The 14,004-nt window shown below is 45.0% G+C and carries 14 protein-coding genes and 1 pseudogene; 5 read left to right on the forward strand and 10 right to left on the reverse strand.

Annotated elements, in window-relative coordinates:
- Together dnaX and A3738_RS04805 are read right to left on the reverse strand one after the other, a co-directional pair.
- Positions 1–1,612 (reverse strand): DNA polymerase III subunit gamma/tau (gene dnaX, locus A3738_RS04800; RefSeq protein ID WP_156503964.1); only part of this gene is annotated, 1,612 nt, incomplete at its 3' end.
- Positions 1,613–1,675: 63 nt separating this feature from the next.
- Positions 1,676–2,071 (reverse strand): hypothetical protein, encoded by a 396-nt coding sequence (locus A3738_RS04805; RefSeq protein WP_156502723.1) that lies wholly within the window; start codon positions 2,069–2,071, stop codon positions 1,676–1,678.
- A gap of 528 nt (positions 2,072–2,599) precedes the next feature.
- Here A3738_RS04805 and A3738_RS04810 point away from each other — a divergent pair.
- Positions 2,600–3,706, forward strand: a complete 1,107-nt coding sequence (locus tag A3738_RS04810) for a glycerophosphodiester phosphodiesterase family protein (RefSeq protein WP_197469407.1) — start codon at positions 2,600–2,602, stop codon at positions 3,704–3,706.
- A 39-nt stretch (positions 3,707–3,745) separates the two neighbouring features.
- On the opposite strand, the gene A3738_RS04815 is transcribed toward A3738_RS04810, so the two are convergent.
- Together A3738_RS04815 and A3738_RS04820 are read right to left on the reverse strand one after the other, a co-directional pair.
- Positions 3,746–4,876: a carboxylesterase gene (locus tag A3738_RS04815; RefSeq protein ID WP_068473255.1), complete on the reverse strand. Its 1,131-nt coding sequence runs from the start codon at positions 4,874–4,876 to the stop codon at positions 3,746–3,748.
- Positions 4,877–4,977: 101 nt separating this feature from the next.
- Positions 4,978–5,166, reverse strand: a complete 189-nt coding sequence (locus tag A3738_RS04820; protein WP_068473259.1) for a hypothetical protein — start codon at positions 5,164–5,166, stop codon at positions 4,978–4,980.
- A 186-nt stretch (positions 5,167–5,352) separates the two neighbouring features.
- Here A3738_RS04820 and A3738_RS04825 point away from each other — a divergent pair, with 186 nt between their 5' ends.
- Positions 5,353–5,895, forward strand: a complete 543-nt coding sequence (locus A3738_RS04825; RefSeq protein ID WP_082878372.1) for a YbhB/YbcL family Raf kinase inhibitor-like protein — start codon at positions 5,353–5,355, stop codon at positions 5,893–5,895.
- A gap of 60 nt (positions 5,896–5,955) precedes the next feature.
- Here A3738_RS04825 and A3738_RS04830 read toward each other — a convergent pair whose 3' ends face one another.
- Positions 5,956–7,722: an acyl-CoA dehydrogenase gene (locus A3738_RS04830; RefSeq protein WP_068473262.1), complete on the reverse strand. Its 1,767-nt coding sequence runs from the start codon at positions 7,720–7,722 to the stop codon at positions 5,956–5,958.
- 173 nt (positions 7,723–7,895) lie between these two features.
- Here A3738_RS04830 and A3738_RS04835 point away from each other — a divergent pair, with 173 nt between their 5' ends.
- Both A3738_RS04835 and A3738_RS04840 read left to right on the forward strand, forming a co-directional pair.
- The gene (locus tag A3738_RS04835) at positions 7,896–8,354 is read left to right on the forward strand and encodes a thioredoxin family protein (RefSeq protein ID WP_068473266.1); all 459 of its coding nucleotides are present in this window, start codon (positions 7,896–7,898) and stop codon (positions 8,352–8,354) included.
- A gap of 98 nt (positions 8,355–8,452) precedes the next feature.
- The gene (locus A3738_RS04840) at positions 8,453–8,893 is read left to right on the forward strand and encodes a hypothetical protein (protein WP_068473270.1); all 441 of its coding nucleotides are present in this window, start codon (positions 8,453–8,455) and stop codon (positions 8,891–8,893) included.
- A gap of 81 nt (positions 8,894–8,974) precedes the next feature.
- Here A3738_RS04840 and A3738_RS04845 read toward each other — a convergent pair.
- The 4 genes and pseudogenes from A3738_RS04845 to A3738_RS04860 form a co-directional block, all read right to left on the reverse strand.
- Positions 8,975–9,853 (reverse strand): annotated as a pseudogene (locus tag A3738_RS04845) (alginate export family protein); the annotation flags it as partial.
- A gap of 93 nt (positions 9,854–9,946) precedes the next feature.
- Positions 9,947–10,219 carry a hypothetical protein gene (locus A3738_RS30580; RefSeq protein ID WP_197472246.1) on the reverse strand — a complete coding sequence of 91 codons (273 nt, stop codon included), beginning with the start codon at positions 10,217–10,219 and terminating at the stop codon, positions 9,947–9,949.
- Between the two features lie 346 nt (positions 10,220–10,565).
- Complete coding sequence (locus A3738_RS04855; RefSeq protein WP_068473275.1) at positions 10,566–10,958, reverse strand: hypothetical protein; 393 nt, start codon at positions 10,956–10,958, stop codon at positions 10,566–10,568.
- 12 nt (positions 10,959–10,970) lie between these two features.
- On the reverse strand, positions 10,971–12,032 hold the full coding sequence (locus tag A3738_RS04860) for a CNNM domain-containing protein (protein WP_068473278.1): 1,062 nt from the start codon (positions 12,030–12,032) through the stop codon (positions 10,971–10,973).
- Between the two features lie 271 nt (positions 12,033–12,303).
- Between A3738_RS04860 and A3738_RS04865 the strand changes: the two genes are divergently transcribed.
- Positions 12,304–13,254, forward strand: coding sequence for a polysaccharide deacetylase family protein (locus A3738_RS04865; RefSeq protein WP_197469403.1), 951 nt, complete (start codon positions 12,304–12,306; stop codon positions 13,252–13,254).
- Between the two features lie 117 nt (positions 13,255–13,371).
- On the opposite strand, the gene A3738_RS04870 is transcribed toward A3738_RS04865, so the two are convergent.
- On the reverse strand, positions 13,372–14,004 hold a 633-nt coding region (locus A3738_RS04870), incomplete at its 5' end, for a glucosaminidase domain-containing protein (protein ID WP_068763404.1).

Genomic DNA, 14,004 nt, shown 5'->3' on the forward strand with positions numbered 1-14,004 from the left:
CCATATTCATAAGTAGGTTTTGAGTCATGCCTGTCAAACCAAGTCTAATGGCCTGACGCGGCCAGCTCATGCTATCTAAGTCTTGAGAGTCATCGAACTTAGGTGTTTTTTTTTGACTCTCGTTCGCTTGCGTATCAACAGTTGAGTTGATCTCAGATGGCATAGGCGCAGCTTCAATCATTGCTTCGACAGGCTCTTCAACCAAGCTTTGCTGATTGTCTATTGCAGGTGCAGGATGTTCATCTTGCAATGGCGGAGCTTCGTTCATATATGCAGGAACTTGCTCAACAGGCGCTGCGGCAACATCGTTTTGCGGTTCTATTTGCGACTCTGAAGTCTGCTCTGATTCCTGCTGCATTTCTGCTACTTCAGAATTCACTGTCAGAGGCTCTGGCTGTACACTCGTTTGATCACTCACATCGGCTTCACTTGAAGCAGTTTCAACCTCACCCTGAACTTCATGAGCTGGCGGCGCATGTGTCGTTGAAACCTCAGGCGCTAGTGCCTGCGTCACCGGCTTAGTAGGTGGTGCCATGCAAAATGCCATCATGCGTAACAAAGCCATTTCGAACCCTGAGCGCGCGTCCGGTGAAATCGCTAAGTCTTTTCTCGCCACTAGCGCAATTTGATAGTAAAGCTGCACATCTTCTGCACTTAAGTTTTGCGCATAAAAGGTGATACGCTCCTGATCGCCTTGGCTATTATCCGTTGCACCAGCTACTGCCTGTTCAATGGCAACTCTGTGAAACACCGAAACCAAGACCTCAAGCACTGAGGCGTAATCGGGCGCAAATTCTGCTAGCTCAGCTACAACGCCTAGCATTGCTTTTGCATCACGCGCTACAAGCATGTCGAGTAAACGATACACCTTCTTCTGGTCCACTGTACCAAGCATGGCACTCACGGCGGTTTCACCTAACTGACCTTGGGTATAGGCGATAGCCTGATCCGTCAGACTCAAGGCATCACGCATACTGCCATCAGCACCCCGAGCTATCGCCCATAATGCGGCATCTTCGGCACTGACTTGCTCTTGTGATAAAACAAACTTCAAGTGATGAACGATTCTTTCCGGCGTCATATTCTTCAGATTGAACTGAAGGCAACGTGATAGGATCGTAATCGGTAATTTTTGAGGATCGGTGGTCGCAAATAAGAATTTCACATGCTCTGGCGGTTCTTCCAGAGTTTTCAGCAAGGCATTAAAACTATGCGTCGACAGCATGTGTACTTCGTCGATCAGATAGATCTTAAAACGCCCTTCAGTTGGCGCGTACTGAACATTCTCAAGAAGCCCTCGCATGTCTTCGACTTTGGTTCGCGAAGCCGCATCGATCTCGATAAGATCAACATAACGCCCTTGCTCGATTGACGTACAAGCTCCGCACTCGCCACAAGGCTCTGAGGTAATGCCTCGTTCACAACTTAAGCAACGTGCAAGAATCCGTGCAATAGTCGTTTTACCGACACCTCTAGTGCCGGTAAACAAATAAGCGTGGTGAAGTCGCTGCGATTCTAAAGCATGGATTAAGGCCTGCAAGACGTGTTCTTGCCCAACCATTTGCTTAAAATTTTTCGGTCGCCACTTTCGAGCGAGAACCTGATAACTCATGAGATAATTAAGACGAGTGAAATTCTCTCTATCTTACACGCTCATGAGCCTTAGAAACAGAGCTTAGTCATCAAGCTTGATACAAGCTAAGCGATGTCGATACGTTTTTAATGTGTCTACAGCTACACGTAGCTTTTCTGTATCGAAATCCTCATCAAATTGCTCAAAACCTGGCTGCATCGCCTCTCTTAATCTTTGCAATGCGGCTTTGCCTGAAGACGTAATTTCATAGTGTGCATGAATTTCTGGATAATGCTCATCGCTTATGATGGCCTCCGCTGCTATGAGCTCGTTCAAAAGGTGATGCGCATAAGATTGCAATAAATGCTGTTCTTGGAGCAAGGTATTCATCCGGCACTTACCCTGCTCATTCAAAAACTGAAGAATCATCCAAGCTCTGGCCTCCCAATCAGTGATCACGCCGAAGCTTTCTTTTAAACGCTCTAAGTGACGGTGCACGCCCAACACCTCTAAGGTAAGCTGCTATACCAATAAAGAATCTGACATAAATCCAAAACCTCTGTTCAAAATTGAATATGGAAGATAGTCAATATTGCGCATTCGAAAAGAAATCTTGTACAAACTAAATCGAGGCCGCCAGTTATCACGCACGTGAGTAGAGACGTTCTAAAATTTATGACAGTGACTGCAACAAAAAAGACCCATTACATTCAAAAAAACGACTCAAAAATGACTTTTTCTCCAAATACTTTAGAAGCCGCCACACCTTTGCTGGCTTTATAAAAACGACAGGAGGAAATCATGCGGATAATATTAATACTTCTCACTATATGCGTGTCATTCAATGTAAGCGCACACAACTCAAATACATACAAATCAAGCCATCACGCTGAATCAAAAACGATAAAAAAACTAGAACACAAACTTCATAAAACAGAACGAAAACTTCATCAAAAAGAATCGCGCATCGCTAAAAGACTAACAAAAGTTCAGCTTGGACCTCGGCCGTTCTTTCTGGTTGAAGATATGACTGACAGCAAATTAAAACGAAAGCTTCAAAGTTGTAAGTCGGGCCCATTTGCGCCAAGCAACTTCTCGATCGGACATCGCGGCGCCCCCATGCAATTTCCCGAACATACTAAAGAGTCTTATATCGCAGCGGCTAAAATGGGCGCTGGTATCATGGAATGTGATGTCACCTTTACAAAAGATCGCGCGCTAGTGTGTCGTCATGCGCAATGTGATCTCCACACAACAACAAACATTCTTGCAACGCCACTCGCCCAGAAGTGCTCTGTTGCGCCGGAATTCAATTCAGAAGGTGAACTTATTAATGCATCAGACATTAGATGCTGTGCTAGTGACATCACTGTTGCCGAGTTCAAATCACTTGAAGGCAAAATGGACGCGGCCAACCTAGCAGCAACAAGTATTGATGAATATATGGATGCCACAGCTAGTTGGCGAACAGACGGATACAGCGGTCGCGGTACATTGCTGACACATGCCGAAAGTATTCAACTCTTTAAAGAACTAGGCGTCGATTTCACGCCAGAACTAAAATCTCCTCAAGTGGAGATGCCATTCGAAGGCGATTACACACAGCAAGACTATGCGTCACAGTTGATTGAAGAATATCAAGCTGCAGGCATCTCACCGCGACGAGTATGGCCTCAATCATTTAATTATGATGACGTGACATACTGGATACAGCAACACCCTCACTTTGGCAAACAAGCGGTCTATCTTGATGGACGATATGACATGAACGTCAGCCTTGCTGAAATGGAGTCTTGGGTAGCTGATGGCGTCAATGTACTCGCCCCTCCGATGTGGATGTTGCTCGAGGTTAACGCGCATGGCGAAATTATCCCGTCTGACTATGCAATGAATGCCAAACAAGCAGGATTAGACCTTATCACTTGGACGATTGAGCGATCTGGACTGCTGAAAAACAATGGTGGTTGGTACTACCAAACAACGAACGGCAGCACTGGTAATCCTGACGTCATTGATACTGATGGAGACATGTATGAAGTGCTCGATGTGCTAGCGAAAGACGTTGGCATCATCGGTATTTTTTCAGACTGGCCAGCAACAACGACCTACTATGCGAACTGCATGAATTTGTAATCTCGTCTGTGTGCTGCTGGAAAACCCGCTAGCAGCACACTATCTCAAAAAATCAGAGAGCTGACTTTTCGTCTCATTAAAATGAGGATTAAAGGTCAAGCGAGCATGAAGCTTACCTGCTTCCTGATAACCGTATGCCGAGTACCACACTTGCGTTGCGTTTTGGCACAATGAAACTTCCACCCCTTGGCCGTTATTACAATGCCGATACTCGCCTTTCTCACCGTAATAAGGGTTCATAGGAGAAAACAAAGGTCCCATGTGTGATATTGAGCTAACGCGCATTTCTGGCACCTTTGCATTTAGGACATGAACTCGCGCATCATTAATATGTAGAGGCTCTCCAAACCAAATTAGTCGACTATCTTCGTTAGTAAATTTTTCATGAAAGGTATTTGCCACAGCTTGGCTATCTACCACGCTGTCTGCCTCGCTAAGAATCAACATTGCAGGTCGATCAAACGCATTTCGCACTAGTTCATCATTCAATGACTCAACAGTTGCGTAGTAGGACGCAGCAGCCTGAGCCGTCAGCGAATCATAGCGTGCGATATTTTCTTCAGGGTCAACATCCACCCAATCAATAAAATAAGAGGCAAAAGAAGAGAAGCGAACCAGATTACTGGTAGGGTGAAATGCTGGCGCATAAAGCAATAAACCATTAATGCTTTCATCTTCAAGAGAAACGCTAGTCACTAGATTTGCACCAGTAGAAAAACCACCCAGCCACACTTCGTCGAATTCTTTTTTGAGCAAAGCTACATGTTGATCAATGCTCTTTTGCCAATCGCGTTCGCTTGCCCACAACAAGTCAGCCGGACGCGTTCCATGACCCGCTAATAAAATCGCTCTTACAACAAAACCTTGCTCCGCAAGAATCGGCGCTACATCAATAAAAGAGTATGGCGAATCGCCCAAGCCGTGCACCAGCAATATCGCTCTCTTGGTGTTTGCCTCAGTAGATGGCCGTAATTCAAAAGGCATGTTTACTTCTATCTCACGCGCAGGATCGTCTGAAATAAACGCACGATTTTGAGTTAAGTATGCCTTGGTTTGCGTCAAGTAGTCTTGAAAACTTATATATTGCGTTGGTGGTCTATCAGGCGACACCGAAAAGGACGGAGACTGAGGAACTTGTATGCAACTCACAAGCACCGTGAGTAACATCATCGCAAGGCTATGCTTAAGGAACACGATGTCGAATCAGAAGAAGGAGAGAGTTAAGAGCATGAGCGCAGATAATCAAGAAAGAATCCGCGCCCTTCAGGATTTTACTTATCCAGCTTTGCTTTTTTACGCTTAGCGACGACAACACCAGTCACAGCAACAGCCGCAATCGCTAAGGCAGTAAGTAGGTGGATAGGATCGCTCAACCAATGTGCATGATCATGTCCTGGGTGCGCAAATGCCGGCGCAGTCAACAACAAACCCGAAGCGGCTGCTAGCGTATTTTTCAACATCTATTCTTTCCTTTTACTTGAAGATTATTAGCTGTGTTTTTATGTACTGCAGAGTTTACCGATAAGGAGGGCTCTAACGCAAAGGTTGTCAGCAAGCTCAACAAAAAAGAATCGAACGATTTATAAAAAGCACAGCAGGAAACTAGAATTATACTTGCCCACCACCCCCCATCAAAAGGACTCACAATGAAATCAATATTTCTTATGTTCAGCGCTCTACTATTAGCCGGAACCGCGTCGGCACAGGGGCTCACGCTTAGTTCTGACTCTGCTCAAGGTCAGCTAGCGATGAAACATGTATTTAATGGTTTTGGCTGTTCGGGAGAAAACATCTCACCTGAACTGAACTGGCAGAATGCACCTGAAGGAACAAAAAGCTTTGCAATAACCATGTACGACAAAGATGCACCCACAGATGGAGGTTGGTGGCGCTGGCTTGTGTTCAACATTCCTTCGGACACAACAGCGTTGCCAGAAAATGCAGGTAAAACCGACGCTAAATTAGCGCCAAAAGGTAGCATCCAAATCAAAACAAGCTTCGGTGCTACAGGCTATGGAGGCGCCTGCCCTCCTGAAGGCGATAGACCGCACCAATACTTATTTACCGTTTATGCACTCAACACCGAAACTTTAGACGTTGACGAGAATACCCCACCGAACCTCGTAGGATATTTAATCAATGCAGAGACTATTCAAAAGGCATCGACGGTTGCCTATTACGCGCGTTAGAAACAATTTCCACCCACAAAAAAGGGGAGTCACCTCCCCTTTTTATTCATCAACTGATCATTAGAACCAGTCAACTTCCATTTCTACGCAAGTCTGATCAAAGCCTTTCAGCAACTCGCTTAAATGATTAATTTCAGGAAGTTCCCAACGAATAAAATAACGTGCTGCTTGTAATTTCCCCGAAACAAAAGCTTCATCGCGATCCGACTCTAATGCTGCACAGGCCATGTCTAACCACAACCAACCGACGACCATTCTCCCCATCACATCAAGGTATAAGGCAGAATTAGCTAAGGTCTCATCAATTCGACCTTGCTGCAGAGCCATACCTAAAGCAGTAGTCGTTTCGATAAATGTTTTCAATGCAGTGCTGTAGTGCTCAGCCAAATCAGCTAAGCGCTCATGTTTTTTGGCTCTGGCTAAAGTCGCCTGAACTCGCTGCATGAGCAATTGCTGCCCAAGCCCTTGTTTTTGCCATAGTTTACGACCAAGCAAATCAAGTGATTGAATACCATGTGTGCCTTCATGGATAGGATTAAGCCGATTATCACGGTAGCACTGTTCAACGGGATACTCGCGAATATAGCCAGAGCCGCCCAAAACTTGGATCGCTAATTCATTCGCTTTACATCCATAAGTAGAGGGGTAGCTTTTCACAACCGGAGTCAGTAAATCTAGCAACACAAGTGCATTTTCGTCTCCACCGGCCTCATGTTCATCCACCAATTTAGACGCAAACAAACACAGCGCTAAGGAACCTTCTACATAGACTTTCTGAGCCAACAACATACGTTTCACATCAGCATGCTCAACAATATTCACTGGGGCACTTGTAGTGTCTCGATTTGAGGGTTTTCTGCCTTGTGGTCGGTCTTTAGCGAAAGCCAAAGACTCGAGATAACCGCGATAACCGATCATTGCTGCACCAAGACCTACGCCAATTCTGGCCTCATTCATCATCTTGAACATGTACGAAAGCCCTTTCCCCTCTTCACCAATCAAGAAGGCAGTACAGTCATCTTTCTCACCAAAATTCAGCACCGTTGATGTCGTGCCTCGATAGCCCATTTTGTGCAGTAAACCGGCCAACATAACATCATTGCGTTTACCCAAAGAGCCATCATCATTGAGTAGAAACTTTGGGCAAATAAATAAGCTTATCCCTTTCACGCCTTGAGGAGCTCCCTCGACGCGCGCGAGCACCAAATGAATAATATTTTCGGTGATATCTTGATCGCCACCAGAGATATACATCTTCTGACCTTTCAAGCGGTAGCTGCCATCGTCTTGAGGTGTGGCTTTTGTTGTCAGATCTCCCAGACTCGAACCAACATTCGGTTCCGTTAAAGCCATGGTTCCAGCAAATCGTCCAGAGAACATTCCATCTAGATACAAGCTTTTTTGGGTTTCGCTCCCAAACGCATGAATAAGATTCGATGCCGCACTCGTTAAGAATGGATAACCAGCCGTGCTCGGATTCGCGCCTGTAAACAAACCCATACATGCTGAATGCACCAACGCAGGCAGCTGCATTCCACCCTCATCAAATCGATGACGCGCATTAATCAATCCAGCTTCAGTAAAATACTTCCACGCTTCTTTCACCTCAGGAATGGTCGATACGCTTTCACCATCAAAGCTTGGCTCATTTGCGTCAGCCTTCGCGTTGTGCGGTAAGAAGTAGTCTTGTGCGATTTTAAGCGACGTATCGATAACACCATCAAAGGTACTACGATCATGGTCTTTGTAGGCATCTAACTCAGTAAGAGCCTCTGCTTGAAACACGTCATAAAGAAGGAAGTTCAAAGTATCTTGATTAATAATCATGGAAAGTCGCTACCGCTTAATCTGTTTGTTGTTGTGATCGAAGATTAACTATACGAATGTATCACGGCATAAGATGACATGCCCAGATCCCTTACTGGAATGAACTTTTTTATACCGTGAATGTCACAAGAGCCCTATCTTTTTCAGCAGCAAAGAATCGCACTGGAGGCATCATGGCACGCCATGGGAAATCATCTACTACTAAAACTCAAAAAGTAAAACGTAAAAAAATTACACCTAAGACCCTGAAAAAACTTGGAATTAGCGCTGTATTCGCAGCCTTTCTTGGCGTTTGCCTAACAGCCTATAGTCACGTGATTCAGACAACACAGGATCTTTCCGTGATCGGCAATGGCACAGCGACTGTGGTTCAAGTACATGATCCAAACTGCCCAAATTGCGCACAACTAAAGCGCAACGTAGATGCACTCCAATCCGAGTATGACGAGGACATACAATTCAAAATTGCTAACCTCGCCAACAAGAAAGGCAAAACTTTCGCTGGCAAATACCAAGCCCCTAAGACAACGCTATTGCTATTCAACAAGCACGGAAGACTAACGAATACTCTGCACGGCATTACTTCTAAAGAGGATCTTCGAGTCGCCTTTAATCAACTTACGAGACGATAAGGCCTCAGTACAACTGAATCGCATAAAAACCATTCTTGCCTTGCTGCTGATTAAAGAGTCGCGCACAATCAACGCAAAATAAATAGTAGTGCGAACAAATGGACGACACGTATTTCCTGCAAGCTGCGACCATGTACTTTTTAAGTCTGTGGAAAACCTACCTAGGCCCATTCATTGCTGCGGGCAGCGGTTTTAGTTATATCGAGATGCTTTTATTCAATCTAGGTGCTGCACTATCATCTTCGGTGAGCGTGTTGTTTTTGACTGACTTGTGGGTAAAAAAACTTCAGTCGAAACGAAAAGGATTCAACAAGCATCTAAGAAAGGTGCTTAGAATCTGGAAGAGGTACGGAAAACGAGGATCAGCGGTGCTTGCGCCAATTCTAATCGGCATACCGACCTATGCAGTGATTGCCCGACGCTTTAAGCAAAGCCGCCGTTCAATTCTGCTTGAAATCACAATCATTACGTTCGCGTGGTGCTCTGTCATCTTTGTCGCAGGACGCGAAGGATTCTTGCTGCTAGATGCGGCTATTTAGCAAAACGATCGAACCAACTAAAAAAGCCGCCAAGTATCAGAAATACATTGGCGGCAAAATTAGCTAAGGGAGCTCAACTAATTAGAACTTCGCACCTAACCACAACCAAGCTTTATCTGTATCAACTTTGTTAGTGCCAGCATCACCCGCTGAGTACATACCGTACTTAAACCCAGCAGAATAGGTTTTGTTGAACTTCTTCGCGAGCAACAAATCAAGCTCGCTTCCGAAGTCATCAACTCCTGCAGTGCTCTCATCCGCAGAAAAATCATGGTAAGTCGCAGCTAACTTAAAGCCTGCTAGCTTTGTGCTGACAGATACATAGGTATCTACTAGACCTTGGTTTGGCGTTCCAAGAAATTGATCGGTCCAGCCATTGAATTTATGGCCAGTCGCGAGAGGGGTTGAGAAACCATACATTCCTTCATCAGATCCCAATTGTTCGTAGCCTAGTTTCGCGGTAATTCCTTTCACAGCGGCACCTAACTCGAGTGCCAAGTACTCTGCGTCATAGGAGGTTGTCGCTGACTCTGATTCCTGTGTTGCTAGTTCAGCGCTATAAAGTAAAGTTGTACCTTCAGAAATTTCTTTTTTGCCCGCGAAACGAACACCGTAGGTATCGATACCATTTTCTGCGTCTTGATCAACTTCTAGCAAATACGCATAGGCAGAAACCTTTCCAAGGCCAGTCTTATAGCTGACATTAAACAAGTGATCTTTCGCATCCACATCTTTGTCTTCAGCAAAAATACGGTTTCGTTTACTCAAATAAGCGTATTCTGCAGCCAGTGCATCTGTTAATGCAGATAGAACTCGAACACCATCAAAGGTTTGTCGATCCTGACGCCTGCCGACATGACCAACAAAACGATGATTATCTAAAGCAATCACCTGGCGACCCACCGTGACACTTGTCTTGCCGGCACCATATTTCAAAAATGCTTGATCCAATTCAGTGGTTTCAGGGTCGGCAACAACTGATTAAACACCCGTATTTTTTCCAATGCCGTTGTTGTACTCATCCACACCTGCAACCACGCGCGAATCTTCAAATTAAACCAACCCTGAGGAGCCTGAGTATTCGGCTGTCTTATAACCCAAACGTGTTCTAAGGGTTAATGCACTTGCGTCCTTTAGCGCGTTATCTTGATCAACCGTTTCATAACGTAAACGAAGATCGCCGCAAGCTGTGCCGGATGCTAAGGCATCCGCAACCGTTTCTGCGGCTGCATAAGCCTGTGCTGACATCGAACAAGATCCCAAGGCAACCGCTGTTGCAAGAATGTTTTTTGGGCTAAAAGATTTTAGTTTTTTCTTAGAACGCATATTTACTTCCTCTACGATAAAAAAATGGGGCATTAGCCTTCAGCTAACGCAATCGCAACTTCTACGGGGGCGTTGATCAACTCAGAAATTCAGGCACAAAAAAAGCATTAGGCAGCAATTAAGCTGAATAATGGTTTGGGCTTCTTTGCCTGCGCTTACAAGCGCTTTACGCGGCTACCTCCATGGCAGCACACGTCTGATCTTGCAAAGTTCAGACCAACTAAGAAATGAATCCATTTTTTTAGGATTTAATAGAGAAAAACAAGAAAAGTTCACTTTTTTGCTCAATCACGATGTAAGCAAAATGCGGCCTTGATGCATTTAAGTGCGCTTGTAGCTCACCCTTTTAGAACAACATGCCCAAGCGTGCATTCAAACGAAGCACGCCGCGCAATAATCGGTACAGAACCCAAAGACCTAAAATCAACAACATGGGAATACCGATCACCGCACCAATAATTGTAAACACTAAGATGAAGCCAACTACCAGACATAACAGGGCAAACCAAAAGGTGCGTATGAGCCAAGTAAAGTGGCTATCTAAATATGTACCGGCAGCTTCATCACGCCACACATAACAGATGATCAAGGCAATAATAGAGGGCCAACCGGTGAGAAAAGCTGTGACGATAAGTGCTGGAGACAGCAAACCATTAAAGGCGCTAAAGAAATGTAATAAGTAAGCGACAAAAACGAGCTTCTCTAACTTACCACTTGGTACATTCGCAACATTTGACACAGCATGTACCTCCTAGACGTTTGACTCTGGCGCATCGCTTTGCGCTTTTGTCTCTCGCAACTTCTCGCGATGATTTGAACGAGCAAGCGCCTGCATATCTTCAACGGCGTCCGTCTCGTCCATGATCTCTCGCCCTAGCAAAGTTTCAATGGCATCTTCTAAAGACACAACCCCTTCGTTCTGGCCAAACTCATCTGTCACCAAAAACAAATGTGCGCGCTTCTTAATGAACGTATCGAGGAGCTTTTGAACAGGTAAGCGATCGGACACACGGCTCAACGGTTTAATAACGGAAACAATACTCTCGCTACCCTTGCCTTGGCGTTCAGCTTCATATAGATCGGCACGAATCACCTGACCAATCACATCATCAACATGCTCGTCGTAAACAGGTATACGTGTAAATTGCCTTGTTTGCGGATCATCCAAAGCTTCTTGAATGGTGGTGACCGCAGGAAGCATATGCACAACACTGCGAGGCGTTAAAATTTCTTCCGTCGCCACTTCTCGAAGATGAAGTAGATTTGATAAGTATTCATTCTCTTGCGAGACAATCGTGCCGTCTTTTTGGCCAAGTGAGGCAAGCGCTAAAATTTCATCACGCGTAATCACATTGTCTTTGTCTTTACTGAATAACTTGGTCAAGCGCGTCGACAGCCACACTAGCGGGAACACAATTTTCACTAACCAAGAGATAGTAAAAGACGCCGGCACAGCAAGTTGCCGCCAATAGGTCGCGCCCAATGTCTTAGGAATAATCTCAGAAAAATACAAAATAGCTAAGGTGAGTAACACCGCAATCAGTGTTTCCCACTCGGCACCATAAACCTGAACAGCTTGAGACCCAACCCCCGCTGCGCCCATCGTATGCGCAAAGGTATTTAAGATCAGAATACTGGAAAGAGATTCGTCTAGTTTAGTCCGAACTTCGGCAATTTTAGCGCCCAGTTTTGGCTTCTCTGATTGAATAGTTTCGCTGTAGCTAGGGGTAATCGATAAGAGAACAGCTTCTAAGATAGAGCATAAGAACGATACGCCAATCGCGATCGCAAGATAGAGTAATAATAGGGTCATGTATTTTTTCCAAGCACTTGAGGCTCTAATGTAGCAAATTGCAACACAATCAACTATGCCAATTCCACTATTCTAAGTGAATGGATGCTAATCTAATTAACACAAGGCCAAAGCGCTCAAAACAGTGTAGTGTATGTGCTATCGATTCAGCATTTCACATTGCGACGCTTCACGAGACCAAGCTATGTTTTTCATCCGTTTGTTCATATGCCTAATACTTTTATCATCAGCGTTCACGGCTCAATCAGCAGTCATCCTGCAATATCATCACGTGAGTGACAAAACGCCTCCGAGCACGAGTATCAGTCCACAGCTATTCGATCAACACTTAGAACATATAGAGCAGCAAGGCTTTTCTGTTTGGCCTCTCCCAAAACTCGTACAGCATCTTCAGCAAGGAAGCACCATCCCAGATAAAGTGGTCTCGATTACGTTTGATGATGCTTATGAGTCAGTTTATCGCTCGGCCTTTCCGGCACTAAAAAAGCGGAATATGCCATTTACGATCTTTGTCGCCACCCAAGCGATTAAAAAGAACAATCAATTGTTTATGACATGGGATCAGTTAAAAGAAGTCACGCAATTTGGCGCCACCATTGCTAATCACACCCATACCCATTTGCATCTCGTTCGTAAACAAGAAGGCGAAACAAACGAGGATTGGCGTGCTCGTTTACGTGAAGATATCTTGCGCGCAGAGAAAATCATTGATCAAAACATTCCTAATACGAGCAAACTGCTAGCTTATCCCTATGGGGAATATACACAAGAAGTGCAAAGCCTCTCACAAGAACTCGGCTATGTAAGTTTTGGACAGCAATCTGGCGCCGTGGGCAATGCTCATGATCTAACAGCATTACCCCGATTCCCGATGACCAACCGTTTCGGTGCGATGAAACAATTTAAGTTAAAACTCGCAAGTTTGCCGCTACATGCGAGTAAGGTCATTCCGAATCAAAAGATCGTTCGACAACCCAGTATAAGCAAAGGCTTAAGATTTGAATTTGATAGGAAGTATGCAGGTATTTCGTGCTTTTTTGAGGGTGATGCAGTATCCATCAAGCAAGAAGAAAACAGTATCATCGTTCAGCAAGAACTTACTCTCCCCGTTGGCCGTTCACGCATTAACTGCACAGCACCATCATCCGAAAAAGGCAGATATTACTGGTATTCGCACGCTTGGATTAGACCGAAAGCGAATGGTGAGTGGTACAAGGAATAAGCACTAGCGTGATGAGATTTTTATCACCACTGCCTAGCCACACAGCTATACAGCCATACAGGAAACACGTTCTAGAGTAGTGATTTTAATACTCAGCACTTCTGCTCAAGAGCACTTTTACTCAGCCCCTTGCTTAGGCCCGGCTCTGCACGGTGCCAAACTATGCGGAGTGAGTTTGTTTACGCGAATCATTTGTCGAATCTCATCAATATAATGCTGACCACGTTCTGAATATCTCGACAACCCCTCGGCAAGCACACAGCCGTGAATGGGCTCGCCATTTGCGCGTGCTTGCGCACGTAAATCTCTCAGCTGAGCGTAGGTTGGATGGGAATTAATATTTCTAAAATACGCATGAACAGAGTCTGTTGGCGAGTCAAACACACGCACTTCATGAATCGCCCCATCATTGCGAGCGGAAGGAACTAAACCGCAGCCTTTGGTAAAACACCATTGACCAAAATAATTATTCCCTTGAGTCGCGAACCGAGATGTTCCCCAGGCGGATTCAATCGCTGCTTGCGCTAACACTAACGATGAGGGAATTTGATCGATCCGAGACAGCAATTGCTCTTTCTCTGGCGCAGTAATCGGAGAGCTAATCTCTAAGCGGTATTTTTTGGCAAGCTGCTCAAGCTCTGTTTGACTCTTTTCGGTTTGAATATCGCTACGTAGTTTTTCCAAACGAACATTTTCTTGTTCCACAATAGGTAAGAAGTAAGAAAAAAACGCGTCTTTCTTTTCTTTTAC

This window comes from Oleiphilus sp. HI0066, from assembly GCF_001635725.1.

What these genes read in the sequence shown, in the direction of transcription:
- A3738_RS04810 (WP_197469407.1), top strand. Translation starts at nt 2,600, where the DNA reads ATGACTGACAGCAAATTAAAACGAAAGCTTCAAAGTTGTAAGTCGGGC.
- A3738_RS04815 (WP_068473255.1), bottom strand. Translation starts at nt 4,876, where the DNA reads ATGATGTTACTCACGGTGCTTGTGAGTTGCATACAAGTTCCTCAGTCT.
- A3738_RS04820 (WP_068473259.1), bottom strand. Translation starts at nt 5,166, where the DNA reads ATGTTGAAAAATACGCTAGCAGCCGCTTCGGGTTTGTTGTTGACTGCG.
- A3738_RS04825 (WP_082878372.1), top strand. Translation starts at nt 5,353, where the DNA reads ATGAAATCAATATTTCTTATGTTCAGCGCTCTACTATTAGCCGGAACC.
- A3738_RS04830 (WP_068473262.1), bottom strand. Translation starts at nt 7,722, where the DNA reads ATGATTATTAATCAAGATACTTTGAACTTCCTTCTTTATGACGTGTTT.
- A3738_RS04835 (WP_068473266.1), top strand. Translation starts at nt 7,896, where the DNA reads ATGGCACGCCATGGGAAATCATCTACTACTAAAACTCAAAAAGTAAAA.
- A3738_RS04840 (WP_068473270.1), top strand. Translation starts at nt 8,453, where the DNA reads ATGGACGACACGTATTTCCTGCAAGCTGCGACCATGTACTTTTTAAGT.
- A3738_RS30580 (WP_197472246.1), bottom strand. Translation starts at nt 10,219, where the DNA reads ATGCGTTCTAAGAAAAAACTAAAATCTTTTAGCCCAAAAAACATTCTT.
- A3738_RS04860 (WP_068473278.1), bottom strand. Translation starts at nt 12,032, where the DNA reads ATGACCCTATTATTACTCTATCTTGCGATCGCGATTGGCGTATCGTTC.